The sequence below is a fragment of the Variovorax sp. CF079 genome, from assembly GCF_900101545.1.
Lineage (GTDB): Bacteria > Pseudomonadota > Gammaproteobacteria > Burkholderiales > Burkholderiaceae_C > Variovorax.
Map to the genome: position 1 here is coordinate 86,821 of NZ_FMZU01000001.1, position 23,861 is coordinate 110,681.

Annotated in this window: 24 protein-coding genes, 4 tRNA genes and 1 pseudogene; 15 read left to right on the forward strand and 14 right to left on the reverse strand. The window is 67.0% G+C overall.

Annotation, left to right across the window (positions count from 1 at the left end):
• Window positions 1–15: 15 nt before the first annotated feature.
• The 7 genes from BLS74_RS00475 to BLS74_RS00510 form a co-directional block, all read right to left on the reverse strand.
• Window positions 16–990, reverse strand: a complete 975-nt coding sequence (locus tag BLS74_RS00475) for an NYN domain-containing protein (RefSeq protein ID WP_244503695.1) — start codon at window positions 988–990, stop codon at window positions 16–18.
• A 232-nt stretch (window positions 991–1,222) separates the two neighbouring features.
• A tRNA-Thr gene (locus tag BLS74_RS00485) sits at window positions 1,223–1,298 on the reverse strand.
• A gap of 11 nt (window positions 1,299–1,309) precedes the next feature.
• Window positions 1,310–2,323: a class 1 fructose-bisphosphatase gene (locus BLS74_RS00490; protein WP_093102087.1), complete on the reverse strand. Its 1,014-nt coding sequence runs from the start codon at window positions 2,321–2,323 to the stop codon at window positions 1,310–1,312.
• Window positions 2,324–2,353: 30 nt separating this feature from the next.
• Entirely contained in the window at window positions 2,354–5,068 is a 2,715-nt protein-coding gene (gene pepN / locus BLS74_RS00495; protein ID WP_093102088.1) for an aminopeptidase N, read from the reverse strand.
• Window positions 5,055–5,741 (reverse strand): HAD family hydrolase, encoded by a 687-nt coding sequence (locus tag BLS74_RS00500; RefSeq protein ID WP_093102090.1) that lies wholly within the window; start codon window positions 5,739–5,741, stop codon window positions 5,055–5,057. Before BLS74_RS00500 ends, pepN begins: the two co-directional genes overlap by 14 nt.
• Window positions 5,741–6,845 (reverse strand): peptide chain release factor 2 gene (gene prfB / locus BLS74_RS00505; RefSeq protein WP_139191607.1). Its coding sequence is split into 2 segments (ribosomal slippage): window positions 5,741–6,763 and window positions 6,765–6,845, totalling 1,104 coding nucleotides; the frame shifts between segments, so codons are not numbered across the junction. Before prfB ends, BLS74_RS00500 begins: the two co-directional genes overlap by 1 nt.
• 50 nt (window positions 6,846–6,895) lie before the next feature.
• A complete protein-coding gene (locus BLS74_RS00510) occupies window positions 6,896–7,822 on the reverse strand; it encodes an alpha/beta fold hydrolase (protein WP_093102091.1) in 927 nt (308 codons plus the stop codon).
• A 74-nt stretch (window positions 7,823–7,896) separates the two neighbouring features.
• Here BLS74_RS00510 and BLS74_RS00515 point away from each other — a divergent pair, with 74 nt between their 5' ends.
• The 4 genes and pseudogenes from BLS74_RS00515 (at window position 7,897) to BLS74_RS00530 (ending at window position 10,239) form a co-directional block, all read left to right on the forward strand.
• A complete protein-coding gene (locus BLS74_RS00515; RefSeq protein WP_093102093.1) occupies window positions 7,897–8,958 on the forward strand; it encodes an aldo/keto reductase in 1,062 nt (353 codons plus the stop codon).
• Between the two features lie 134 nt (window positions 8,959–9,092).
• Window positions 9,093–9,218: pseudogene (locus BLS74_RS00520) on the forward strand (Cys-tRNA(Pro) deacylase); the annotation flags it as partial.
• Window positions 9,219–9,237: 19 nt separating this feature from the next.
• Entirely contained in the window at window positions 9,238–9,879 is a 642-nt protein-coding gene (gene plsY / locus BLS74_RS00525; RefSeq protein ID WP_093102094.1) for a glycerol-3-phosphate 1-O-acyltransferase PlsY, read from the forward strand.
• Window positions 9,880–9,885: 6 nt separating this feature from the next.
• Window positions 9,886–10,239 (forward strand): RidA family protein, encoded by a 354-nt coding sequence (locus BLS74_RS00530; protein WP_093102096.1) that lies wholly within the window; start codon window positions 9,886–9,888, stop codon window positions 10,237–10,239.
• On the opposite strand, the gene BLS74_RS00535 is transcribed toward BLS74_RS00530, so the two are convergent.
• Window positions 10,233–10,874, reverse strand: coding sequence for a retropepsin-like aspartic protease family protein (locus BLS74_RS00535; RefSeq protein ID WP_093102097.1), 642 nt, complete (start codon window positions 10,872–10,874; stop codon window positions 10,233–10,235). The two genes, BLS74_RS00530 and BLS74_RS00535, sit on opposite strands and share 7 nt — an antisense overlap.
• Window positions 10,875–10,881: 7 nt before the next feature.
• Window positions 10,882–11,367 (reverse strand): YajQ family cyclic di-GMP-binding protein, encoded by a 486-nt coding sequence (locus BLS74_RS00540; protein ID WP_093102099.1) that lies wholly within the window; start codon window positions 11,365–11,367, stop codon window positions 10,882–10,884.
• 44 nt (window positions 11,368–11,411) lie between these two features.
• On the opposite strand from BLS74_RS00540, the gene murB reads away from it, so the two are divergent.
• A complete protein-coding gene (gene murB / locus BLS74_RS00545; protein WP_093102100.1) occupies window positions 11,412–12,464 on the forward strand; it encodes a UDP-N-acetylmuramate dehydrogenase in 1,053 nt (350 codons plus the stop codon).
• A complete protein-coding gene (locus BLS74_RS00550) occupies window positions 12,461–13,261 on the forward strand; it encodes a glycine-rich domain-containing protein (protein WP_093102102.1) in 801 nt (266 codons plus the stop codon). The genes murB and BLS74_RS00550 overlap by 4 nt, the downstream gene beginning before the upstream one ends.
• A 19-nt stretch (window positions 13,262–13,280) precedes the next feature.
• Here the strand turns inward: BLS74_RS00550 and argG are convergent, their stop codons facing one another.
• The 4 genes from argG to BLS74_RS00570 form a co-directional block, all read right to left on the reverse strand.
• Entirely contained in the window at window positions 13,281–14,618 is a 1,338-nt protein-coding gene (gene argG, locus BLS74_RS00555; protein WP_093102103.1) for an argininosuccinate synthase, read from the reverse strand.
• 14 nt (window positions 14,619–14,632) lie between these two features.
• Entirely contained in the window at window positions 14,633–14,956 is a 324-nt protein-coding gene (locus BLS74_RS00560) for a pyrimidine/purine nucleoside phosphorylase (RefSeq protein WP_093102105.1), read from the reverse strand.
• Between the two features lie 72 nt (window positions 14,957–15,028).
• Window positions 15,029–15,595 (reverse strand): hypothetical protein, encoded by a 567-nt coding sequence (locus tag BLS74_RS00565; protein ID WP_093102106.1) that lies wholly within the window; start codon window positions 15,593–15,595, stop codon window positions 15,029–15,031.
• Between the two features lie 77 nt (window positions 15,596–15,672).
• Entirely contained in the window at window positions 15,673–16,029 is a 357-nt protein-coding gene (locus BLS74_RS00570; RefSeq protein ID WP_093102662.1) for an ArsC family reductase, read from the reverse strand.
• Between the two features lie 34 nt (window positions 16,030–16,063).
• On the opposite strand from BLS74_RS00570, the gene folC reads away from it, so the two are divergent.
• The 9 genes from folC (at window position 16,064) to BLS74_RS00615 (ending at window position 23,316) form a co-directional block, all read left to right on the forward strand.
• Window positions 16,064–17,371 (forward strand): bifunctional tetrahydrofolate synthase/dihydrofolate synthase, encoded by a 1,308-nt coding sequence (folC, locus tag BLS74_RS00575; RefSeq protein ID WP_093102108.1) that lies wholly within the window; start codon window positions 16,064–16,066, stop codon window positions 17,369–17,371.
• Between the two features lie 61 nt (window positions 17,372–17,432).
• Window positions 17,433–18,290: an SPOR domain-containing protein gene (locus BLS74_RS00580; RefSeq protein ID WP_093102109.1), complete on the forward strand. Its 858-nt coding sequence runs from the start codon at window positions 17,433–17,435 to the stop codon at window positions 18,288–18,290.
• A gap of 7 nt (window positions 18,291–18,297) precedes the next feature.
• The gene (locus BLS74_RS00585) at window positions 18,298–18,783 is read left to right on the forward strand and encodes a CvpA family protein (protein WP_093102111.1); all 486 of its coding nucleotides are present in this window, start codon (window positions 18,298–18,300) and stop codon (window positions 18,781–18,783) included.
• Between the two features lie 12 nt (window positions 18,784–18,795).
• Window positions 18,796–20,316, forward strand: a complete 1,521-nt coding sequence (purF, locus tag BLS74_RS00590; protein ID WP_093102112.1) for an amidophosphoribosyltransferase — start codon at window positions 18,796–18,798, stop codon at window positions 20,314–20,316.
• 15 nt (window positions 20,317–20,331) lie between these two features.
• Window positions 20,332–21,546 (forward strand): O-succinylhomoserine sulfhydrylase, encoded by a 1,215-nt coding sequence (locus tag BLS74_RS00595; RefSeq protein WP_093102114.1) that lies wholly within the window; start codon window positions 20,332–20,334, stop codon window positions 21,544–21,546.
• Complete coding sequence (gltX, locus tag BLS74_RS00600) at window positions 21,543–22,931, forward strand: glutamate--tRNA ligase (protein ID WP_093102116.1); 1,389 nt, start codon at window positions 21,543–21,545, stop codon at window positions 22,929–22,931. The genes BLS74_RS00595 and gltX overlap by 4 nt, the downstream gene beginning before the upstream one ends.
• 34 nt (window positions 22,932–22,965) lie before the next feature.
• Window positions 22,966–23,041: transfer RNA gene (locus tag BLS74_RS00605), tRNA-Ala, on the forward strand.
• Between the two features lie 51 nt (window positions 23,042–23,092).
• Window positions 23,093–23,168 (forward strand) — tRNA-Glu (locus tag BLS74_RS00610).
• A gap of 71 nt (window positions 23,169–23,239) precedes the next feature.
• Window positions 23,240–23,316 (forward strand) — tRNA-Asp (locus BLS74_RS00615).
• A 70-nt stretch (window positions 23,317–23,386) separates the two neighbouring features.
• Here the strand turns inward: BLS74_RS00615 and BLS74_RS00620 are convergent.
• Entirely contained in the window at window positions 23,387–23,836 is a 450-nt protein-coding gene (locus BLS74_RS00620) for a hypothetical protein (protein WP_093102118.1), read from the reverse strand.
• Window positions 23,837–23,861 lie beyond the last annotated feature (25 nt).

The following is a 23,861-nucleotide window of genomic DNA, read 5'->3' on the forward strand; positions in this document are numbered from 1 at the left end:
AGGGCAGGGGCCCCTTCAACGCAGGCGCACCACCTGGTCCGAATCACCCTTCCTGACCTCGACGATGTCGTCCAGCGCCTTCACCATCGCGGGGAAGTTGGGGTGGCCGTATTCCTTGGTGTCGAAGGTCGGGTCGAGCCGCTTGATCATGTGCCAGATCGAGCCTTTGTTGACCCACGGGTCGCCCTTGGTTTCGGCAAGGAGTTTGATGGCGCGTTTGAGGACATCGGCGGCAGGATTCACAGGCGGTGCCTCGATCGGCGCCGCTTCATCGGGTTGATCTTCAGGTACCGCAGGCTCTTCGGCCAGGTTCTCGTAGTAGCGGAACTCGTGGCAGCTCTTGGCCCAGTGCCGATTGGTCGACTTGCGCGTGCCCAAGCCGATGAGCGTCCGGCCCGCGGCCTTGATCTTCTGCGCGACCGGCATGAAATCGCTGTCGCCGCCGACGATGATGATCGTGCCGAGGTGCGAGAAGCGGGCGATGTCTTCCGTGGCGTCCAGGCACAGCTTGATGTCTGCGCCGTTCTTGGCGGATGCGCCCGGCGGGAAGAGCTGGATCAACTCGACCGCACTCTGAAGCAGCGCATCACGATAGCGGCCGTAGTACTGCCAGTTGCAGTACGCGCGGTTGATCGCGATGGGGCCGAACGACGATGCCAGGTCGACGATGGCCTGGACATCGATCAGCGGCTCCTGCACCTTGAAGCGAGCGTCCGGTTTGCTGTAGCTGCCCTCGCCGAACTTCGCTTCGCAGAGGCTCGCGTGCAGATTCTCGAAGTCCCAATAGCGTGGTTCAAAGAGGTTGAGCGCGTTCAGGGATAAAGGAACAAGTACGCGCATGGACGATGGGGCTACATGCGCATCAACACCGACGAGATCGAGTTTGTGGAACTGTCTTGGGAGAGCGATCCCGCCAAGATGAAAGCTGCGGTCAAGGTCGCTTTGGAGGACTTCAGGCGTCTTGTCGGCGAGGTAGAGCGCCTCACGCATGGCTTTATGAGCCTGCAGAAAAAGTTCGAATCACGCGTTCGATACAAGAAGGAATGGGAGGACGCCAATCCTGTGGGGTTCAAGGCCTGGGCGGCGTACCAAGCGATGCTTTCCAACTGATCTACGAGCCAGGGTTTGTACAAGCCCCGCCGCTCGAAATCCTCTTAGGTCGGCCGCCCACGGAAAAGGCCTCGTTGCTATCGAGCTGATAGCAACGAGGCCTTATCTGTATTGGTGCCGGAGAGATGAATCGAACACCCGACCTTCTCATTACGAATGAGCTGCTCTACCGACTGAGCTACACCGGCTAAGCCCGCCATTATAGCGGTTCGTGATACCCGGTCAGCCGCTCGACCTCGTTCTTTGACCCCAACACAACAGCCACGCGCTCGTGCAGCTTGGTGGGCTCCAGGTCGAGGATGCGCTTCTTGCCATTGGTGGCGGCGCCGCCGGCCTGTTCGACCAGCCAGCTCATCGGGTTGGCCTCGTACATGAGGCGCAGCTTGCCGGCCTTCTCGGGCTCGCGCTTGTCCCAGGGGTACATGAAGACGCCGCCGCGCATCAGGATGCGGTGCACGTCGGCCACCATGCTGGCAATCCAGCGCATGTTGAAGTCCTTGCCGCGCGGGCCATCCTTGCCGGCCAGGCATTCGTCGATGTAGCGCTTCACCGGGGCGTCCCAGTGGCGCATGTTGCTCATGTTGACGGCGAATTCCTTGGTGTCGGCCGGGATCTGGATGTCCTCCTGCGTGAGCATGAAGGAGCCCTGCTCGCGGTCGAGCGTGAACATCGCGACGCCATTGCCCACGGTCAGCACCAGCGTGGTCTGCGGGCCGTAGATGCAGTAGCCGGCCGCCACCTGCCTGCTGCCGGTCTGCAGGAAGTCGGCCTCTTGCACGCCGGGGGTGTCGTCGGGCTTCTTCAGCACGCTGAAGATGGTGCCGATGCTGACGTTGACGTCGATGTTGCTCGAGCCGTCGAGGGGGTCGAACAAGAGCAGGTATTCGCCCTGCGGGTAGCGGTTGGGCACCACGTGGATGCTGTCCATCTCCTCGCTGGCCATGGCGGCGAGGTGGCCGCCCCATTCGTTGGCCTCGATCAGCACCTCGTTGGCGATGATGTCCAGCTTCTTCTGGATTTCGCCCTGCACGTTCTCGCTCTCGGCCGTGCCGAGCACGCCGCCGAGCGCGCCCTTGTTGACGGCCTGGCTGATGGTCTTGCAGGCGCGCGCCACCACTTCGAGCAAGAGGCGCAGCTGGCCGGGGATCAGGCCGTCGGCGCGCTGTTGTTCGACCAGGTAGCGGGTGAGGGAGATCTTGTGTTGATGAGCCATGGTTCCGGTGTTTTCTTCTTGACTAGCTGGCTAGCTCGCGAGGGCGCGGGTCACGACCTCATGCGTGTCCTTGCTGAGATCGGGCTTGGCGGCCACGCGCACGATGGCCTCGCGCGCCGCGCTGCGGTACGGCTCGGCCAGCTTGCTCCAGCGGTCGAGCGCGCGCGCGAGGCGGGCCGCGACCTGCGGGTTGATGGCGTCGAGCTCGATCACGCGATCGCTCCAGAACACGTAGCCGGCTGCATCGGGGCGGTGCAGCGCGCCGGGGTTGCCGCTGCAGTAGCTGAAGATCACGCTGCGCGCGCGGTTCGGGTTCTTGAGCGAGAAGTCGGGGTGCTTCATGAGCTGCTTGACCAGCGGCAGGATGTCGCCGCCGCGGTCGGGCGCGCCGGCCTGCAGCGAGAACCACTTGTCGATGACCAGCGCCTCGTCCTTGAAGATCGCGTGGAAGCGCGCCAGCGCCGGCGCCGCCAGCGCATGGCCCGAGGAGACCAGGGCGTTGAGGGCGTTGAAGCGGTCGGTCATGTTGCCGGCGTCCTTGAAGCGCTGCAGCGTCTTGCCGGGCCACACGTCCGACTGTCCTGAGCCTGTCGAAGTGGCGCTCGCCCTTGCAGCAAGGCACAGGTTGGTGAGGGCGAGGCCCGCTAGCGCGCGGCGGCCCGAGGACACGGGGTCGGGCTGGTAGCCGCCGGTGTCGCGGTTCTGCTCGTAGGCCTGTTCCCAGTCGGCGAAGAGGCCGGCGGCGAGCTGCGTGCGCATGGCTTCGCGCACGGCATGCACGCGCTGCGGATCGACCACTTCCAGCTGCTCGGCGATGTAGGTTTCCGAGGGCAGGGTGAGCACCAGTTCCTTGAAGGCGGCGTCGAGCTTGGGGTCGCGCAGCACGCGGCGCATGGCTTCGAGATACGCCTCGTTCAGCGGCGCTTCGCTGACACTGACGGCGGGCGTGCCGATCGCGTGGATCGCGGCGCGCAGCGCCAGGCGCTGGCCGGCTTCCCAGCGGTTGAAGGGGTCCGGGTCGTTGGCCAGCAGCGTGAGCAACTGGGCATCGCTGTACTCGTGGTCGAGGATCACCGGCGCGCTGAAGCCGCGCAGGATCGAGGGCACCGGTTCGGCGTCGATGTTGATGAAGGTGAACTGCTCGCCCGGGTGCGTGAGCACCAGGGTGCGCGTGCCCTGCGTGGCGTTCTCTTCGCCCGCCAGCTGCAGCGGCAGCTCGCGGCCGTCGGCGCCGAGGAGGCCAAGGTTCACCGGGATCACGAAGGGGTCCTTGATCGGCTGGCCCGGCGTCGGCGCGCAGCTCTGCAAGAAGCTCAGCGTGTAGCTGCGCGTCGCGGCGTCGTACACGCCGTGGGCCGCGAGGCGCGGCGTGCCGGCCTGGCTGTACCAGCGCTTGAACTGCGGCAAGAGGCGCGCGAGGTCGGAGTCGGGGTTGGCGTCGGCAATGGCCTGCGCGAAGTCGTCGCAGGTCACGGCCTGGCCGTCGTGACGCTCGAAGTACAGCGTGATGCCGCGCTCGAAGCCCTTGCGGCCGACCAGCGTCTGCATCATGCGCACCACCTCGGCACCCTTCTCGTAGATGGTGACGGTGTAAAAGTTGCTGATCTCGATGTAGCTGTCGGGCCGCACCGGGTGCGCCATCGGGCCCGCGTCCTCGGGGAACTGGGCGGTGCGCAGCACGCGCACGTCCTCGATGCGCTTGACGGCGCGTGCCGAGGCGTCGGCGCACAGGTCCTGGCTGAACTCCTGGTCGCGGAACACCGTGAGGCCTTCCTTCAGCGAGAGCTGGAACCAGTCGCGGCAGGTCACGCGGTCGCCGCTCCAGTTGTGGAAGTACTCGTGGCCGACCACGCTTTCGATGTTGCTGTAGTCAGCGTCGGTGGCGGTGGCCTGGTTGGCCAGAACGTACTTCGTGTTGAAGATGTTCAGGCCCTTGTTCTCCATCGCGCCCATGTTGAAGTCGCTGGTGGCGACGATCATGAAGCGGTCGAGGTCCAGCGGCAGGCCGAAGCGGGCTTCGTCCCACGTCACCGAGTTGACCAGCGAGTTCATCGCGTGCTCGGTCTTGTCGAGGTCGCCGGCGCGTACGTAGACCTGCAGCAGGTGTTCCTTGCCGTTGCGTGCCTTGATGCGCTGCTCGCGCGCCACCAGCTTGCCGGCCACCAGCGCGAACAGATAGCAGGGCTTGCGGAAGGGGTCGACCCACTTCGCGAAGTGGCGGCCCTCGGGGAGCTCGCCCTGTTCGACCAGGTTGCCGTTCGACAGCAGCACCGGGTAGGCGGCCTTGGCGGCGCGGATCGTCACCGTGTAGCTCGCCATCACGTCGGGGCGGTCGAGGAAGTAGGTGATGCGGCGGAAGCCTTCGGCCTCGCACTGCGTGAAGAAGGTGTTCTCGCTCACGAACAGGCCCATGAGCTTGGTGTTCTTCGCGGGCGCGCAGGTGGTGAAGAGCTCGAGCTCGAAGGCATCGGGCAGGTTGTCGATGACGAGCTGCTCGGCCTCCATGCGGAAGGACGCGCCCTGGCCGTCGACCAGCACCCGCGCCAGGTTGAGCTCGTCGCCGTCCAGGCGCAGCGGCTCGGCCGGCACGTCGGGGTTGCGGCGCAGGCGCATGCGGTTGAGCACGCGCGTCTTGGCCGGGTCGAGGTCGAAGGTCAGGTCGACGGTGTCGATCCAGTAGGCGGGGGCGCGGTAGTCCTCGCGGCGGATCGCGACGGGTTCGCCTTGGGCATCACGCAAGTGCATCGAGCGTCTCCAGAAAGTTTGATTTTGCGAGTTCGTTGTAGTCGCGCACGGCCGCAATCACATGCGGCCCTGCGAGTTCGGAGGCAGAGTGGGTGCTGCAGACCGCCACCGCGCGCATGCCGCCGCGACGCGCGGCCTCGATGCCGAAGGGCGCGTCCTCGAACACGACGCAGCGCGCCGGCGGCACGCCGATGCGGCGCGCGGCTTCGAGAAAGATCGCGGGTTGCGGCTTGCCGGGCAGGCCCTCGTCGCCGCCCACGATGGCGAGCGGCGCCGGGTCCAGCTTGAGCTGTGACATGGTGAAGGCGATGTTGTGCTTGTCGCCCGCCGTGCCGACCGCGATCTTGAAGCCGCGTGCCGCCGCAGCCTTGGCAAAGTCGCTGAAGCCGGTCACTTCGCGAAATGCCGCCCCGAAGAGCTCGCGGTAGATCGACTCCTTGGCGTGCGTGATCTCGATGCTCTCGGCTTCGGTCACTTCGCGGCCCATGAGCTCGCAGGCGCATTCGAAGGCCGTGCGGCCGGTGGTGCGGCGCATGAAGTCCGGGATGTCGATCGCCAGGCCCTTGCGGCGGCCGTACTCGACCCATGCCTTGGCGTGCCAGGGCATGGAGTCGACCATGGTGCCGTCCATGTCGAAGATCAGGGCTTCCGCCTTGTGCGAAGCGCCCTGCATCAGACGCCTTGCTTCAACGAGGCTTCGATGAACGGATCCAGGTCGCCGTCCAGCACCTTCTGCGTGTTGCTGATCTCGACGTTGGTGCGCAGGTCCTTGATGCGGCTGTTGTCCAGCACGTAGCTGCGGATCTGGTGGCCCCAGCCGACGTCGGTCTTACTGTCTTCCAGCTTCTGCTGCTCTTCCTGGCGCTTGCGCATCTCGTGGTCGTACAGGCGCGAGCGCAGGCGCTTCCAGGCCACGTCGCGGTTGCTGTGCTGGCTGCGGCCGTCCTGGCACTGCACCACGATGCCGGTCGGGATGTGCGTGAGCCGCACGGCCGAGTCGGTCTTGTTGATGTGCTGGCCGCCGGCGCCGCTGGCGCGGAAGGTGTCGGTGCGCACGTCGGCCGGGTTGATCTCGATCTCGATCGAGTCGTCGATCTCGGGGTAGACGAAGATGCTGGCAAAGCTGGTGTGGCGCCCGCCCGAGGAATCGAAGGGCGACTTGCGCACCAGGCGGTGCACGCCGGTCTCGGTGCGCAGCAAGCCGAAGGCGTAGTCGCCCTCGACCTTGATAGTGGCGCCCTTGATGCCGGCCGTGTCGCCGGGCGTCTCGTCCTCGATCTGGGTCTTGAAGCCCTTGCGCTCGGCGTACTTCAGGTACTGGCGCAGCAGCATGCTGGCCCAGTCGCAGGCCTCGGTGCCGCCGGCGCCGGCCTGGATGTCGACGAAGGCGTTCAGCGGGTCGGCCGGGTTGTTGAACATCCTGCGGAACTCGAGCTGCTTGATGTCGGCTTCGAGCTTGGCAGCGTCATCGGCGATGGACTGCAGGCCGTCCATGTCGCCTTCTTCCTTCGACATTTCGAAGAGCTCGGTGTTGTCCGAGAGGCCGCTGGTGAGCCGGTCGAGCGTGACGACCACGTCGTCGAGCGACTTCTTCTCGCGGCCCAGCTCCTGGGCCTTCTTCGGGTCGTTCCAGACGTTGGGATCTTCGAGCGATGCGTTGACCGTCCTCAGACGTTCGGCTTTGGCATCGTAGTCAAAGATACCTCCGTAGATCGACCGTCCGGGCGCTCAGGTCCGCGAGGGTTGCGCCGATTTGGTTGATTTGCTCTGCATCCATGGGGTGTCCTGACGGTGTTCGGGGGGAAACCGGGCATTTTCTCATGCCCGTCAAGGCCTGGCCGAGGCAAGGAAGTCTTCGATCAACGCGGCCACCCGCGCGGGCTGGTCGTGGTGCAGCATGTGGCCGGCATCCTCGACGCGGGCCAGGCGCACGTCGGGCACGGATTTCAGCCGTTCCTGGAAGTCGGCCAGGGTGTAGCGGCCCTTCCACCACTTGCCGAGGCTGTCGTCGGAGGCCACCACCGCCAGTACCGGCGCGGCGATGCCGGCATAGAGCGCCAGCGCCTCGTCGACGCGGAAGAGGTTGGCGTTGATGATCTTGTGCGCCGGGTCGCCGAGGATCTCCCAGCGCTCGCCGCCCTCGGGCAGGTGCCGGGCGGCGGACCACTGGCCGGCCAGCCAGTCGGCCTTGTCCTGCGTGAGGCGCGGGTTGGTCTTCATGAGGCGCCGTGCGACGCCCTCCGGCGCCGGGTAGCTGGCCAGGGCCATCTCGCCGCGGTGCAGGCGCTTCAGTTCGTCGATCCACTTGCCGTAGCGCTGGGGCGCTTCGTCCGGCTGCAGCAGCGGCATGCCGAAGCCCTCCAGGTTGACCAGGCGGCGCACCCGCTGCGGCCGAACGCCGCCGTACTGCATGGCAATGTTGCCGCCCATGCTGTGGCCGACGAGGTCGATCGGCGCGTCGCCCGCGTAGTGGTCGAGCAACCAGTCCAGGTCGGCCAGGTAGTCGGGCATCCAGTAGTTGTCGACGCCGCCGCCCTCGGTGAGGCCGAAGCCGCGCCAATCGGGCGCGATCACTTGGCGTTCCTCGGCCAGCGCATCGACCACGAACTGCCAGGAGGCGGCCACGTCCATCCAGCCGTGGAGCAGGACCAGCGGCGGGCGCTCGGTTGAAGGCTGGCCCCAGACGCGCACGTGGTAGCGGAGGTTGCGGACGGGGACGAATTCGCTGACGAAGGGGCGGAGGGCTTGGTACATCCGGTCGATGATAGGGAGGCAACGCAAGCCGCGCAGTCCAGCGCAGGACACGCACCCGCTGTAGCATTTCGCGCATGCAAAAAATCCAACTCGGTCAGAGCGACCTCCGCGTCACGCCGATCTGCCTCGGCACCATGACTTTCGGCGAACAGGTGGACGAACCCACCGCCCACGCCATCCTCCACCGCTCGCTCGAACGCGGCGTCGACTTCATCGACACCGCCGAGATGTACGCGGTGCCGGCCCGCAAGGAAACCTACGGCGCGACCGAAACCATCATCGGCAACTGGTATGCCAAGAACCCCGGCACGCGCGCCAAAACCGTGCTCGCCACCAAGGTCGCCGGCCCCTCGCGCGGCATGCCCTGGGTGCGCGAGGGCGGCGGCATGACGGCGGCCGACATCGTCGCCTCCTGCGAGGGCAGCCTCCGGCGCCTGCAGACCGACGTGATCGACCTCTACCAGATCCACTGGCCCGAGCGGCATGTGCCGGCCTTCGGTAACATCTACTACGACCCGGCCAAGGAGAGCTCGCAAACCTCCATCCGCGAACAGCTCGATGCGCTGGCGGGGCTGGTGAAGGCCGGCAAGGTGCGCACCATCGGCCTTTCGAACGAAACGCCCTACGGCGTGCACGAGTTCGTGCGGCTGGCCGAGGAACACGGGTTGCCGCGCGTGGCCTCGGTGCAGAACGTCTACAACCTGGTGAGCCGCGCGGCAGAGAACGGGCTGGACGAGACCGTGCACCGGCTCGGCGTTGCTTTCCTGGCGTATTCGCCGCTCGCCTTCGGGCTCCTGACCGGCAAGTACGACAAGAGCGGCATCGTCGGCCCTGATGCGCCCCAGGAGGCGCGCATCGCGCGCTACGAATCAGTGCGCAAGCAGCGCTGGGGCCGGCCCGAGTCGCTGAACGCGGCGCGCCGCTACAACGCGCTGGCGCGCGAGCTCGACATGACGCCGACGCAGTTTGCGCTGGCCTTCTGCTACACCAAGTGGCTGGTGGCGAGCACCATCATCGGCGTGACTTCGGTGGCGCAGCTGGACGAGGACATCGATGCCTGGGGCACGACGCTGACGCCGGAGGTGGTGGGCGAAGTCGACAAGCTGCGCTGGGAAATGCGGGACCCCGCGATCTGATGTCAGCCCCCGGCTTTTCACGCGCTCCGCGCGTGTAACTCCACCCCCGAGGGGGAGGCTCGGCCGCCTTGGGGCGGCCCGGCGGCGGCCGAATGAGCAAGAAGACCCACGTCAGCGAAACACCCGTGGAGGCGACGATCCTCGATCTGCCGAAGATCGCGATCAACGGCGGACGGCGGGGCTACCTGGTCGGCATCGACCCGCAGGTTTGCGTTCGGCTGCTCGGCGCAAAACCGGTGCAGTGCGCGCTGGCAGAATAGCCGGCCGCCTGGAGACACCGTGAGTTCTTATCTTCCCTCGCTCATCGCGATCGTTCTGTCCTACCTGCTCGGATCGCTGTCCTTCGCGGTGATCGTCAGCAAGTCGCTCGGCATGGCCGACCCCCGCAGCTACGGCAGCAAGAACCCGGGCGCCACCAACGTGCTGCGCTCGGGCAACAAGGGCGCCGCGCTCGCGACGCTGTTGCTCGATGCGCTCAAGGGCTGGGTGCCGGTGTTCCTGGTCCATCGGCTCGGCGCCGATTTCGGCATGGGGCCGGGCACGGCGGCGCTGGCCGGGCTGGCAGCTTTTCTGGGGCATCTCTACCCGGTGTTCTTCGGTTTCCAAGGCGGGAAGGGCGTCGCGACGGCGGCCGGTGCGCTGGTCGGCATCGAATGGCTGCTGGGGCTGGCGACCGGCACCACCTGGCTGATCATCGCCGTCTTCTTTCGCTATTCGTCGCTGGCTTCGCTGGTGGCGGCCTTCTTCGCGCCGGCCTACTACCTGATCGGCGGCGGCATCGCCTGGCCGTTGCATCCCACGGTGCTGCTGGCGCTGGTGGCGATCAGCCTGCTGCTGATCTGGCGGCATCGCGAAAACATCCGCCGGCTCGTGGCCGGCACCGAGTCCCGGCTCGGATCGAAACCAAAGACACAGGAGTAAACGGCCATGGGCACCATTCAGCGCTTTCACGTCGGCCCGCGCCTCAGCGAGACGGCGGTCCACAACGGCACCATCTACCTCGCGGGCCAGGTGCCCGACGACACCACGCAGGACATCCGCGGCCAGACCTCGCAGGTGCTCGCGATGGTCGACCGCCTGCTGGCCGAGGCCGGCGGCGACAAGTCGCGCATCCTGATGACGCAGATCTTTCTGGCCGACATCACTGACATCACGGCGATGAACGAGGTGTGGGACGCATGGATCCCCGCCGGCCACACGCCGCCGCGCGCGACGGTGCAGGCGGCGATGGCCAAGGCGGCCTACAAGATCGAGATTGTCGTGACCGCAGCGGCTCAGTAGCGTTTTTCGAGAACCATCTGGTCGGCGTCGCGCCGCATCGAAAAGCGGCTGATGAAGCTGTTGCCCAGCAGCACATAAGGCATCGGCTGCTGCGAGACCACCGCCTCGACGTCGTAGACCTCGACGTCGCCGACCCGCACGGAGTTGAGGCGCACGCGATAGCCCAGCGCAATGCCATTGGCCGTGCCCATGCGGATCGGCTGCCCCTTGCTGAAATCGAGCCCGATGCGCTGCGCGTCGGCGGCCGACATGGCGATGCTGGTGGCGCCGGTGTCGAGCATGAAGTTGACCGAACGGCCGTTGATGGCGCCCTGCGTCATGAAGTGCCCGCCGCTCGATACCGGCAGCACGATGCGGGTGCCGCCGCCACCGCCCGGACCGGCACCGCCGATGCTGACCGGCGTATCCATGCGCAGCGCCACGCGCTTGCCGCCGGCCTCGACGGTGGCCTGCTCGCCCGCCAGCGAGAGCAGCTTGACGCCCTGGAAGGTCTCGCCCACGGCCACCGTCTTCGGCGCGCCGCCGTCCACGATCAGGATGGCGCGGCTGCCGATGGTGCCGGTGAGCATCACCGACTGGGCGTGCGCGAAGGTGCATGCCGCGGCCAGCAGCAGCACCGGAAGGATGGGCTTCATGGGCGGCTCAGTCGCGGAAATTGTTGAAGGACAGCGGCATGTCCGGCACGTCCTTCTTGATCAGCGCCATCGCGGCTTGCAGGTCGTCGCGCTTGGCGCCGGTGACGCGCACCGCGTCGCCCTGGATCGCGGCCTGCACCTTGAGCTTGCTGTCCTTGATGAGGCGCTGAATCTTCTTGGCGGTATCGCTTTCGATGCCGCTCTTGACCTTGATCACCTGCTTGACCTTGTCGCCGCCGATCTTCTGCACGTCGCCCTTGTCGAGGAAGCGCACGTCGACGCTGCGTTTGGTGAGCTTGCTGCGCAGGATGTCCTCGACCTGGACCAGCTGGAACTCGGCATCGCCGATCAGGGTGATTTCCTTGTCCTTGAGCTCGACAGCGGCCGCGGTGCCCTTGAAGTCGAAACGCGTGGCGATTTCCTTGGCCGTGTTCTCGACGGCATTCTTGACCTCGGGCAGGTTGGGCTCGCAGACGGTATCGAAAGACGGCATGGACTCTCCTCGGACTCGCGCTGTGTGAATGCGACAATTCTCCCATGATCGTGGAGCACAACGTACCGCTGCAGCAGCACAACAGCTTCGGCATCGTCGCGCGCGCCCAGCACCTGGTGCGCGTCGCGGGCGAGGCCGACGTGGCGGCGGTCCTGGCGGATGCAGAGTGGCGCGGCGCGCCCAAGTTCGTGCTCGGCGGCGGCAGCAACATCGTGCTGACCGGCGACGTCAAGCCGCTGGTGCTTAAGGTCGAGATCAAGGGCCGCCGGCTCGTGGAAGAGACGCCGCGCGCCTGGATCGTGGAGGCCGGCGCCGGCGAGACCTGGCATGAGGTCGTGCGCTGGACGCTGGAGCAGGGCCATCTCGGCCTCGAAAACCTGGCGCTGATCCCCGGCACGGTGGGCGGCGCGCCGGTGCAGAACATCGGCGCCTACGGCGTCGAGCTGCAGGACCGCTTCGATTCGCTCGATGCCATCGACCTGGAAACCGGCCGAAGCTTCACCCTCGACGCCGCGCAATGCGCCTTCGGCTACCGCGACTCGGTGTTCAAGCACACGGCCAGCGGCGAGAACGATTTCGGCCTGGCCGGGCGGGCGCTGATCACGCGCGTGCGCTTTCGGCTGCCCAGACCGTGGAAGCCGGTGCTCGGCTACCTCGATCTGGAGCGCAAGATGGCCGAAACCGGCAACTTCACGCCCAGCGCGACCGAGATCTTCGACTGGGTCTGCGCCATCCGCACGGTCAAGCTGCCCGACTGGCGCGTGCTGGGCAATGCCGGCAGCTTCTTCAAGAACCCGACCGTCACGCCCGAACAGTGCGCCGACATCATCGCGCGCGACCCGAAGATCGTGCACTACCCGATGGCCGACGGCAGCATCAAGCTGGCGGCCGGCTGGTTGATCGATGCCTGCGGCTGGAAGGGCAAGTCGGTCGGCAATGCCGGCGTCTACGAGAAGCAGGCGCTGGTGCTGGTCAACCGCGGTGGAGCGGCGCACCCGGTGACCGGCGGCGAGGTCATGACGCTGGCCAAGGCGATCCAGACCAGCGTCTACGAGCGCTTCGGCATCCGGCTGGAGCCGGAGCCGGTGGTCGTGTGACGGAGCTGCTGCAGCTCAACTTCCGGCGCCGCATCCAGGCGCTGCTGTGGGGGCGCCGGCTCTTGTGGCTGGTGGGCATCGTGGTCGTGGCGTATTGGCGCACGGGCGCATCGCTGATCGCCTCCGTCATGGTCGGGCTGGTGCTCGGCGGTGCGCTCAAGGCCTGGGAAATGAGCGCGCGACGCCAGTTCGTGCGCGAGGCGACGTTTCCGCGCTTTCTCGGCGCCAAGCTGCGTGCCGCCTACCCGCAGCTGCAGGAGCGCGACACCGACCTGGTGCTGCGCGGTTTGCGCCAGTTCTTCATGGCCCACCTGCGCAGCGACCGCAAGTTCGTGGCGATGCCGTCCAAGGTGGTCGATGCCGCCTGGCACGAGTTCATCCTGCACACCCAGGGCTACCAGCGCTGGTGCGCCGCCGCCTTCGGCGGGCTGCTGCATCACACGCCGGCCGAGGTGCTGGGCCGGGATGCGCGCCGCAACGACGGCCTGCGCCGCACCTGGTTCTGGGCCTGCAAGGAGGAAAGCATCGACCCGCGCACGCCGACGCGGCTGCCGCTGCTCTTCGCGCTCGATGCCAAGTTCGGCGTGGAAGGCGGATTCCAGTATGTGCCGGACTGCAAGGCGATAGACCAGCAGGCGGGCTCCGACGCCCATTGCGGCACCAGCTTCAGCGATTCGGGTGGCGGCTCCGGCGATGCGGGCGGCTTCGGCGGCAGCGAATCGTCGAGCGGCGGGGATGGCGGCAGCGGCGACTCCGGTTCGGGCTGCGGCGGCGGTTGCGGCGGAGGCGGCGACTGACCGCGGCCCCCGCTCAGGCTCACTCGCGTTCGTCGTTCTTCAGCTGGGGCAGCGAAGCGCCCTGGCCCGAAGACAGCAGCCCGGCCTGCGTATAGATCGCCAGCTTGTCGCGCGTGTCGACGATGTCGAGGTTGCGCATCGTGAGCTGGCCGATGCGGTCGGCCGGCGAGAAGCTCGATTCGCCTTTTTCCATCGTCAGCCGCTCGGGCTTGTAGGTGAGGTTGGGCGACTCGGTATTGAGGATCGAGTAGTCGTTGCCGCGGCGCAGCTCGACCGTGACTTCGCCCGTGACCGCGCGCGCCACCCAGCGCTGTGCCGTCTCGCGCAGCATGATGGCTTGCGGGTCGAACCAGCGGCCCTGGTAGAGCAGGCGGCCCAGGCGGCGGCCGTGGTCGCGGTACTGCTCGATGGTGTCTTCGTTGTGGATGCCGGTGACCAGGCGCTCGTAGGCGATGAACAGCAGCGCCAGGCCCGGAGCCTCGTAGATGCCGCGGCTCTTGGCCTCGATGATGCGGTTCTCGATCTGGTCGCTCATGCCCAGACCATGGCGGCCGCCGACGCGGTTGGCTTCCAGCAGCAGCTCGACCAGGCTCGGGTATTCGACGCCGTTGATCGCCACCGGGCGGCCTTCGACGAAGCGCACCGTGACCTCCTCGCGCTTGACTTCGACCTCGTCCTTCCAGAAGGCCACGCCCATGATCGGCTGCACGATCTTCATGCCGCTGTTCAGGTGTTCCAGGTCTTTCGCCTCGTGCGTGGCGCCGAGCATGTTGGAGTCGGTCGAGTAGGCCTTCTCGGCCGACATTTTGTAGGCGAAGCCGGCCTTCTGCATGAATTCGGACATCTCGGCGCGGCCGCCCAGCTCGTCGATGAAGACCTGGTCCAGCCAGGGCTTGTAGATCTTCAGCGCCGGGTTGGTGAGCAGGCCGTAGCGGTAGAAGCGCTCGATGTCGTTGCCCTTGTAGGTGCTGCCGTCGCCCCAGATGTGGACGTTGTCTTCCTTCATGGCCGACACCAGCATGGTGCCGGTGACGGCGCGGCCCAGCGGCGTGGTGTTGAAGTAGGTGACGCCGGCGGTGGTCACGTGGAAGGCGCCGGCCTGCAGCGCGGCAAGGCCTTCGGCGGCGAGCTGCGTGCGGCAGTCGACCAACCGCGCCTTCTCGGCGCCGTAGAGCATGGCCTTGCGCGGAATCTCGTCGTAGTCGGGCTCGTCGGGCTGGCCCAGGTTGGCGGTGTAGGCGTAGGGAATGGCGCCCTTGTTGCGCATCCAGTGCAGGGCCGCGCTGGTGTCGAGGCCGCCGGAAAAGGCGATGCCGACCTTCTGGCCGGCGGGAACGTTCTGAAGAATGGTCGACATGCAGGAATCCCGGTTCAGCCGAAATGGCAGATGTAGCTGTAGGGCTCGCCGCTCACGCGGATCTGGAAGCTCGAGTTGCCCGGCACGCTGAATTTTTCGCCCGGGCCCGAGCTTGCCCATTCGCTGCTGCCGGAGAGCAGGTATTCGCAGCTGCCGCCGGTGCCTTCCATGACTTCGGGCGCGCCGGTGTTGAAGGTGAGGGTGGACGGAAGGATCACGCCCACTGATTTCTTGCTGCCGTCGGCGAGCGTGAGGCTATGGCTCACGCACTTGCCGTCGAAATACACGTTCGCCTTGGTCGCTACCGCGGCGCTGTGAAGGGATTCGGTTGTCGTCATGGGAAGGAAGGCCTGGCGCCGGTGGAAAGCCCGTGATTTTAGGCTGTGCCGGCAGGCCCTCCGGCCCGGGGCTCAGCGCCAGCGGCCGTGGTAGCCGCCGCGATAGCCGCCGCCCCATCCGCGCGAGTAGCCGAGGTTGAGCGAAATGCCCACCGGCGGATAGATGTAGGGCTGCGGATAGTAGGCGGGCGCCACATACACCGGGGCCGGGGCGTAGTAGACGGGCGCCGGCTGCGTGTAGACCGGAACCGGCTGGCTGTAGACCGGCGCCGGAGCGCCGCCGCCCGAGACCACCACGCCCGGCTCAGGCACCACGTTGTTCCAGTCGGGCTGGCCGCCGTCGACGGGGCTCGGCGCCAGCTGGGGCTGAGGCGCCACGGGCGAGGTGGTGGCGACGCCGTAGCCGCCGACCTCGATCGGGATGCTGGCGCCGGGGCGGGTGTCGGTGACCGTGGTGTAGTGCCGGCCGCCGTACTCGTAGGTGACGTTGTAGCGGGTGGTGCCGGTCGCCTCGTGCGAGGGCGTGGCCGAGATCACGCGGGCCCAGACCTGCTCCGCCTGGGCCAGGCTGGCGGTGCCGGCCAGCGCTGCCAGCAGCGAAAGGGCCGTGAGGTTGCGAATGGTTTTTTGCGTGCGCATGTCGGAACTCCTGAGGGTTGGGGCGCAGACCCCGCTGAAGCCGGTTGGACGCAAGCCGCTGGCCAGGGTTCAACCGTTTACACGGCGTGGTCTTTCTTCCATTGGGCGGCGTCAAACCCTGTGCTAACGCCGTGTTGCGGGCCCCAGTTGACCACCGGGCGCTTGATCAGGCTGGGGTTGGCGAGCAGCGCCGCACGCGCCGAGGCGGCATCGACCACCGACGCGCGCGTTTCGTCGTCAAGCCGCCGCCAGGTGGTGCCGCGGCGGTTGACCAGGGCCTCCCAGCCGGGCGCGCGCAACCACTGGTCGAGCTCGTCCTCGGGCACGCCTTCTTTCTTGAAATCGTGGAATCGGTAGGCCACGCCGTGCTCGTCGAGCCAGGCGCGGGCGCGTTTGACGGTGTCGCAGTTCGTGATGCCATAGAGCGTTGTCATCCCGCGATGATGCCCGCGCGGCGGGTCGGCGACAATTCCGGGCTCCATGAAAAGCCTTGCCGACTGGCTCGCGCACGCCGAGCGCCTGCATCCCAAGAACATCGAGCTCGGGCTCGACCGCGTGCGCGCGGTCGCCCTGAAGCTCGGCCTCGCATTCGACTGCCCGGTGATCACCGTGGCCGGCACCAACGGCAAGGGCTCGACCTGCGCGATGCTGGAGTCGATCCTCGCCCATGCGGGCTACCGCACGGCGGTGTTCACTTCGCCGCACCTGGTGCGTTTCGAGGAGCGGCTGCGGCTCTCGGGCGAGGCGGTCGACGGCAATGCGCTGTCGGCGCATTTCGAGGCGGTGGAGCAGGCCCGCGGCGAGGTCGCGCTGACGTATTTCGAGTTCACGACGCTGGCCATCCTGCTGTGCACGGCGGCGAGCAAGCCCGACGTCGCGATCCTCGAAGTCGGCCTGGGCGGCCGGCTGGATGCGGTCAACATCGTCGACGCCGACTGCGCCGTGATCACCAGCATCGACCTGGACCACATGGATTTTCTCGGGCCGGATCGCGAAAGCATCGGCTTCGAGAAGGCCGGCATCATGCGCGCCGGCCGCCCCGCGATCGTCAGCGACCCGATGCCGCCGCAAAGCGTGATCGATCATGCAGAAGCCATCGGCGCCGACCTCTGGCGCGTGGGCCGCGACTTCAACGTCTCGGGCGACAAGCAGCAGTGGGGCTGGAGCGGGCGCGGCCGGCGCTACAGCGGGCTGGCCTACCCGGCACTGCGCGGCGCCAACCAACTGGTCAACGCGGCCGGCGTGCTGGCCGCGCTGGAATCGCTGCGGCAGCGGCTGCCTGTCACCGCACAGGCCGTGCGCACCGGCCTCGCGATGGTCGAGCTGCCGGGGCGCTTCCAGATCGTTCCGGGCGAGCCGGCGCTGGTGCTCGACGTGGCGCACAACCCGCACGCGGTCGCGGCGCTGACGGAGAACCTCGACGCGATGGGCTTCTATCCGACCACCCATGGCGTGTTCGGCGTGATGGCGGACAAGGACCTGGCGCCCATGTTCGCCCGCATCGGGCCCTTGATCGACCGCTGGTACTTCACCGATCTGCCCACCGCGCGCGCGGCCAAGGCGGCCGATCTGCTGGCCCGGTGGCAGGCGCAGAACACGCGCGCCGATGCCTCCGCCAGCGTGCACGCCGCACCGATGGAGGCCCTGCAGGCGGCCATCGATCGCGCGGGCCCCGCTGATAGAATCGTCGTCTTCGGATCGTTCTTCACAGTGGGTGGTGTGCTCGAGCACGGAACACCTCGTCTCGGGGCCAGGCACTTGTCGCCGGGCTCCTGATTGGCCTGATCTCCGGCGCCTTTTCCAACTCACGCTGCACTCCATCAGGGAAACGAATTACATGGCGTTCTTCAAGTTCCGCAGCCGCGGTCCGCAGGCCAACGAAGGGCGAAACGCCAGCGTCGCAGCGGCGCCGGCGGAAAGTATCGAGGCGATGCGCCGCCGCGCGCGGCACCGGCTTCTGGGCGCCGCGGTGCTGGTGCTGGTCGGCGTGATCGGCTTCCCCTTGTTGTTCGACACCCAGCCTCGCCCCGTGTCGGTCGACATCCCGATCGAGATTCCGGATCGCAGCAAGACCAAGCCGCTCGCCCCGCCTTCGACGCCCGCGCCCGCATCGACCACCGCGCCCACCACCGGCGCGAACACCGGCGCTGTCGTGGCCGCCGCGCCCTCCGGCGGCGGCATGATCACCGAATCGGCGGACGGCGCCGAGATCCCGCCGTCCAGGCCGGCACCCGCGGCACCGCCCGCCGACACCAAGCCGGCCGCACCGGTTGCCGAAGCGAAACCGGAACCCAAGCCGGAGCCCAGGCCGAAGCCGGAGGCCAAACCCGAAGCGAAGGCCGAGGCCAAGCCCGACAAGCCGCCCGCCAAGCCGGCCGACGACGGCAATCGCGCCCGTGCCTTGCTCGAAGGCAAAGCCGCCGCCGCAGCAGCAGCCAAGCCCGCCGTCGCAGCCGACGAAAGCGGCCGCTTCGTCGTCCAGGTCGGCGCCTTCGCCGATGCCGACAAGGCGCGCGAGGTGCGGCAGAAGCTGGAAAAGGCCGGGCTCAAGACTTACACCAACGTCGCGAAGACGGCCGACGGCGAGCAGCGCACGCGTGTGCGCGTCGGCCCCTTCGGTACGCGCGCCGAGGCGGACAAGGCGGCGAGCCGCGTCAAGGGCTTGTCTTTGTCGGCCTCCGTCCTCAGCTTGTAGAACTGGCGTGGCGCTCTTCGACTGGATCGCCATCGTGTTGCTGGTGGTGTCGATGCTGTTCGGCCTGGTGCGCGGCCTGGTGTTCGAGGTGATTTCGCTGGCGGGCTGGGTGGCGGCCTTCTTCTGCGCGCAGTGGCTGGCGGACGATGCGGGGGCCTGGCTGCCCTTCGGCGACCCAGCGGCCACCTGGCGCTATGCGGCCGGATTCGTGCTGGTGTTCGTAGCGGTGGCTTTCGGCGTGGGGCTGGTCGCAGCGATCACGCGCAAGCTCATCGCGGCCGTGGGGCTGCGGCCGGTGGATCGCGTGCTGGGCGCGGCCTTCGGCGTGGCGCGCGGGGCGGTCGCCCTGCTGGCCATGGCAGTCGTGGTTCATTTGCTGGCGTTGGGCGACAGTGTCTGGTGGCACGAATCGCGCAGCGCCATTGTTCTCGATGCGGCATTGCAGGGCCTGAAACCCGCGCTGCCTGAAAAGTTGGCAAGCTACCTGCCCTGAGAGGATCGCTTCATGTGTGGAATCGTCGGCGTTGTCAGCAACGCACCCGTCAACCAGCTGCTCTATGACGCGCTGTTGCTGCTGCAGCACCGCGGCCAGGACGCGGCCGGCATCGTCACCCTGCTGGAACGCAAGTTCTTCATGCACAAGGCCAAGGGCATGGTGCGCGACGTGTTCCGCACGCGCAACATGCGGGCGCTGCCGGGCAGCGTCGGGCTGGGGCAGGTGCGCTATCCGACTGCCGGCAATGCCTATAGCGAGGAAGAGGCGCAGCCCTTCTATGTGAACGCCCCCTTCGGCATCGTGCTGGTGCACAACGGCAACCTCACCAATGCGCATGCGCTGCGCGCAGAGCTGTTCTCGACCGACCATCGCCACACCAATACCGAGAGCGATTCCGAAGTGCTGCTCAACGTGCTGGCGCACGAGCTCGACCGCGCGACGCGCGACGGCATGCTCACTTCCGAGACGCTCTTCGCCGCCGTGCGCAACGTGCACCGGCGGCTGCGCGGCTCCTATGCCGTGGTGGCGCTGATTTCAGGCCACGGTCTGCTCGCGTTCCGCGACCCTTACGGCATCCGGCCGCTGGCGATGGGCCGCAACGCCGACGGCACCGTGATGGTGGCCAGCGAGTCGGTGGCGCTCGAAGGCTCGGGCCATGTGTTCGAACGCAACATCGCGCCGGGCGAGGCCGTGTTCGTCGACCTGCAGGGCCAGGTGCACGCCGAGCAGTGCGCCGAGGCGCCGACCCTGAACCCGTGTATCTTCGAATTCGTCTACCTCGCGCGGCCCGACTCGGTGCTCGATGGCATCTCGGTCTACCAGGCGCGGCTGAACCTGGGCGAAACGCTGGCCAAGCGCGTGGTCTCGACGGTGCCGCCGAACGAGATCGACGTGATCATCCCGATCCCCGAATCGAGCCGCCCGAGCGCGACGCAGCTGGCGCACCTGCTGGGCGTTCCGTACCGCGAAGGCTTCGTGAAGAACCGCTACGTGGGCCGTACCTTCATCATGCCGGGGCAGGGCGTGCGCAAGAAGTCGGTGCGCCAGAAGCTCAACGTGATCGCGAGCGAGTTCAAGGGCCGCAACGTGCTCCTGGTCGACGACTCGATCGTGCGCGGCACCACCAGCCGCGAGATCGTGCAGATGGCGCGCGAGGCCGGCGCACGCAAGGTCTATCTCGCCAGCGCGGCGCCGCCGGTGCGCTACCCCAACGTCTACGGCATCGACATGCCGACCAAGGACGAGCTGGTTGCGCACGACCGCACCATCGAAGAGATCCGCGAGCTGATCGGCTGCGACGCGCTGATCTACCAGGACGTCGAAGGTATGAAGCGCGCCATCCTGAAGGCCATGCCGGGCACGGCGGGGACGCTGAAGCTCGACGGCTTCGATGCCTCGTGCTTCGATGGCGTCTACGTGACCGGCGACATCGACACCGAGGCCATCACGCGCATGAACGGCAACCGTCCCCGCATCGAGGAAACCGAGGAAGACTCCTCGCGCCTCGCGCTGCCCAATCTGAGCGAATAAAAGAAGAACCACGACGTGACCGATCGATCCCTGCCCCCCGGCCTGCACCGCGACACGCTCGCGGTGCGCACGGCGCTGGAACGAAGCCAGTACGGCGAGAACTCGGAGGCGCTCTTCCTCACGAGCAGCTTCGTGCAGCCCGATGCCGAGACCTCGGCGCGCCGCTTCGCCGGCACCGAGGAGGGCTTCACCTATACGCGCACCTCGAACCCGACGGTGGCGAGTTTCGAGCAGCGCCTGGCCGCGCTCGAAGGCACCGAAGCCGCGATCGGCGCGTCCAGCGGCATGGCTGCGATCCTCATGATGTGCATGGGGCTGCTCAAGGCCGGCGACCACGTGGTGTGCTCGCGCTCGGTGTTCGGCTCCACGCTCAACCTGATCGGGCGCGAGTTCGGCAAGTTCGGCGTCGAGACCACCTTCGTCTCGCAGACCGATGTCGCCGAATGGAAGGCGGCCATGCGGCCGAGCACCAAGCTGCTCTTCGCCGAGACGCCGACCAACCCGCTGACCGACGTGTGCGACATCCGCGCGCTGGCCGATCTCGCGCATGATGCAGGTGCGCTGCTCGCGGTCGACAACTGCTTCTGCTCGCCGGCGCTGCAGCGGCCGACCGAGCTCGGGGCCGACCTCGTGATCCATTCGGGCACCAAGTACCTCGAAGGGCAGGGCCGCGTGCTGGCCGGGGCCATCTGCGGCCCCGCGAAGCTCGTCAACGACGTATTCGGCCCGGTGGTGCGCACCGCGGGCATGGCGCTGTCGCCCTTCAACGCCTGGATCGTGCTCAAGGGGCTCGAAACGCTGGGCATCCGCATGCAGGCGCATTGCGCCGCTGCGCTCGCGCTCGCGCAATGGCTCGAAACGCAGCCGGGCATCACGCGCGTCTACTACCCGGGCTTGGCCTCGCATCCGCAGCACGAGCTCGCGATGCGCCAGCAGTCGGGGCAGGGCGGGGCGGTGGTGTCCTTCGACGTGCAGGGCGGCGATCCCGCAGCGGCGCGCGCCAACGCTTTTCACGTGATCGACAGCACGCGCGTGCTGAGCATCACCGCCAACCTGGGCGACACCAAGACCACCATCACCCATCCGGCCACCACCTCGCACGGCCGCCTCACCGAGGCGCAGCGCCAGGCGGCCGGCATCGGCCAGGGCCTGGTCCGCGTGGCGGTCGGGCTGGACCATATCGACGACATCAAGGCCGACCTGCTGCGCGGCTTGAGCACCCTCGCATGACGCAAAAGACCCGCACCCGCTTCGCTCCCTCGCCGACCGGCTTCATCCACCTCGGCAACATCCGCTCCGCCCTCTACCCATGGGCCTTCGCGCGCTCCACGGGCGGCGACTTCGTCCTGCGCATCGAGGACACCGACGTCGAGCGTTCGTCGCAGGCGGCCGTCGACGTGATCCTCGAAGGCATGCAATGGCTGGGCCTCGATCATGACGAGGGCCCCTACTACCAGATGCAGCGCATGGACCGCTACAAGGCGGTGCTGGCCGAGCTGCAGGCCGCGGGCCAGCTCTACCCCTGCTACATGAGCGTGGCCGAGCTCGACGCGCTGCGCGAGAAGCAGATGGCCGCCAAGCAGAAGCCGCGCTACGACGGCACCTGGCGCCCCGAGCCCGGCAAGACGCTGCCCCCGGTGCCCGAAGGCGTGCAGCCGGTGCTGCGCTTTCGCAATCCGCAGGGCGGCGTGGTGGCCTGGGACGACAAGGTCAAGGGCCGCATCGAGATCGGCAACGACGAGCTCGACGACCTCGTGATCGCGCGCCCCGACGGAACGCCCACCTACAACTTCTGCGTCGTGGTCGACGACATCGACATGGCCATCACGCACGTGATCCGCGGCGACGACCACGTCAACAACACGCCGCGCCAGATCAACATCTTCCGTGCGCTCGGCAAGGAGCCGCCGGTCTATGCCCACCTGCCGACCGTGCTCAACGAGCAGGGCGAGAAGATGAGCAAGCGCAACGGCGCCAAGCCTGTCACGCAGTTCCGCGACGAAGGCTTCCTGCCCGATGCGATGGTCAACTACCTCGCGCGCCTCGGCTGGAGCCATGGCGACGACGAGATCTTCACGCGCGCGCAGTTCATCGAGTGGTTCAACCTCGACCACCTGGGCCGCAGCGCGGCGCAGTTCGACGAGGCCAAGCTGCGCTGGGTCAATGCGCAGCATCTGAAGGCGATGGCCGACGACGCGCTGGCGCCGCTGGTCGCGTCGCAACTGCAGAAGCGCGGCATCGCTGCCGACGATCGGCTGCCTGCGATCTGCGGTCTCTTCAAGGACCGCTGCGACACCACTGTCGCACTCGCGAATTGGGCCGCGGCCTTCTACGCTGACGTCGCGCCGAGCGAAACCGATCGCGCGCAGCATGTGACCGAGGCCGTGCGCCCCGCGATCGCCACGCTGGCCGACAAGCTCGCAAGCGTCGTGTGGGACAAGGCCGCGATCGCAGCCGCCATCAAGGAAGTGCTGGCCGCGCATGGCCTCAAGATGCCCGCGCTCGCGATGCCGGTGCGCGTGCTCGTGATGGGAACGCCACAGACGCCGTCGCTCGACGCGGTGCTCTCGCTCTTTTCTCGTGAAACAGTCGTCACGAGATTGAAAGCAGCCTGATTTTTCAGGCTATAATTTGAGGCTCGACACCCAAGGGGGTATAGCTCAGCTGGGAGAGCGCTTGCATGGCATGCAAGAGGTCAGCGGTTCGATCCCGCTTACCTCCACCATCAGGGCGTCGAGAAAACAAGCGCTGATCGCAGCGCGGTTCCGAAGGTTTTGACCCTATCGTCTAGAGGCCTAGGACACCACCCTTTCACGGTGGCTACCGGGGTTCGAATCCCCGTAGGGTCGCCAGTTTTCACCGCTCGGTGAAGCGGGCACAAGTCGCAGCACTTGGCTCCATATGGAGCGAACGTTGTCTACCAGGAGTGGTAGTTCAGTTGGTTAGAATACCGGCCTGTCACGCCGGGGGTCGCGGGTTCGAGTCCCGTCCACTCCGCCAGATTCCTCAAAGAGATCAATGGGTTGCAGCTTCATCGCTGTGACCCATTTTTGTTTTTGGAATCTTGGCACTATGCATGCGACGAGTTGAAGGTGCCGCGCTCCAGGATGCCTGTGCGCGCCAAGGGCACACGAGTGCAAAAGTCCAGCGGGAAGACATGCTGACGGCCGAGCCCAAGCCGCTTCAGGCTGCGCCGGATTTCGGATGGCGAATCATTCTTCGAAAACAGGACGCGACCTCCCGTGGTTAGAAGCGCAACCGCCGCTATGTCGAGGCCGGCATGTGTGTCGCAGAACACCACGCCAGGATAGACACGCCCGTTGGCCAGCTTGAGGACAGCGGCCACACTGAGTGAGAAGCCGTCGGCCGGCACTTCGGAGGTTGGCACGGGCTTCACCCAGGTTTCGTCCTGTTCTTCGACTTCCTCTTCGTCCATGGCGAACTCCCACACGGGGAACGCCTCGAGGTCCGAGGCCGTGAGTTCGTCGACCGGCTTGCGTGTGGCGATGGTGGCTTGCATGCGTTGCGTTCCAAGGGAGAGGTCT

Bases quoted from the DNA above. Each gene is read 5' to 3' on its own strand.
- BLS74_RS00475 (WP_244503695.1), bottom strand. From the start codon at position 990: ATGCGTGAGGCGCTCTACCTCGCCGACAAGACGCCTGAAGTCCTCCAA.
- BLS74_RS00490 (WP_093102087.1), bottom strand. From the start codon at position 2,323: ATGGCTCATCAACACAAGATCTCCCTCACCCGCTACCTGGTCGAACAA.
- pepN (WP_093102088.1), bottom strand. From the start codon at position 5,068: ATGCACTTGCGTGATGCCCAAGGCGAACCCGTCGCGATCCGCCGCGAG.
- BLS74_RS00500 (WP_093102090.1), bottom strand. From the start codon at position 5,741: ATGCAGGGCGCTTCGCACAAGGCGGAAGCCCTGATCTTCGACATGGAC.
- BLS74_RS00510 (WP_093102091.1), bottom strand. From the start codon at position 7,822: ATGTACCAAGCCCTCCGCCCCTTCGTCAGCGAATTCGTCCCCGTCCGC.
- BLS74_RS00515 (WP_093102093.1), top strand. From the start codon at position 7,897: ATGCAAAAAATCCAACTCGGTCAGAGCGACCTCCGCGTCACGCCGATC.
- BLS74_RS00530 (WP_093102096.1), top strand. From the start codon at position 9,886: ATGGGCACCATTCAGCGCTTTCACGTCGGCCCGCGCCTCAGCGAGACG.
- BLS74_RS00535 (WP_093102097.1), bottom strand. From the start codon at position 10,874: ATGAAGCCCATCCTTCCGGTGCTGCTGCTGGCCGCGGCATGCACCTTC.
- BLS74_RS00540 (WP_093102099.1), bottom strand. From the start codon at position 11,367: ATGCCGTCTTTCGATACCGTCTGCGAGCCCAACCTGCCCGAGGTCAAG.
- murB (WP_093102100.1), top strand. From the start codon at position 11,412: ATGATCGTGGAGCACAACGTACCGCTGCAGCAGCACAACAGCTTCGGC.
- argG (WP_093102103.1), bottom strand. From the start codon at position 14,618: ATGTCGACCATTCTTCAGAACGTTCCCGCCGGCCAGAAGGTCGGCATC.
- BLS74_RS00560 (WP_093102105.1), bottom strand. From the start codon at position 14,956: ATGACGACAACCGAATCCCTTCACAGCGCCGCGGTAGCGACCAAGGCG.
- BLS74_RS00565 (WP_093102106.1), bottom strand. From the start codon at position 15,595: ATGCGCACGCAAAAAACCATTCGCAACCTCACGGCCCTTTCGCTGCTG.
- BLS74_RS00570 (WP_093102662.1), bottom strand. From the start codon at position 16,029: ATGACAACGCTCTATGGCATCACGAACTGCGACACCGTCAAACGCGCC.
- BLS74_RS00580 (WP_093102109.1), top strand. From the start codon at position 17,433: ATGGCGTTCTTCAAGTTCCGCAGCCGCGGTCCGCAGGCCAACGAAGGG.
- purF (WP_093102112.1), top strand. From the start codon at position 18,796: ATGTGTGGAATCGTCGGCGTTGTCAGCAACGCACCCGTCAACCAGCTG.
- gltX (WP_093102116.1), top strand. From the start codon at position 21,543: ATGACGCAAAAGACCCGCACCCGCTTCGCTCCCTCGCCGACCGGCTTC.
- BLS74_RS00620 (WP_093102118.1), bottom strand. From the start codon at position 23,836: ATGCAAGCCACCATCGCCACACGCAAGCCGGTCGACGAACTCACGGCC.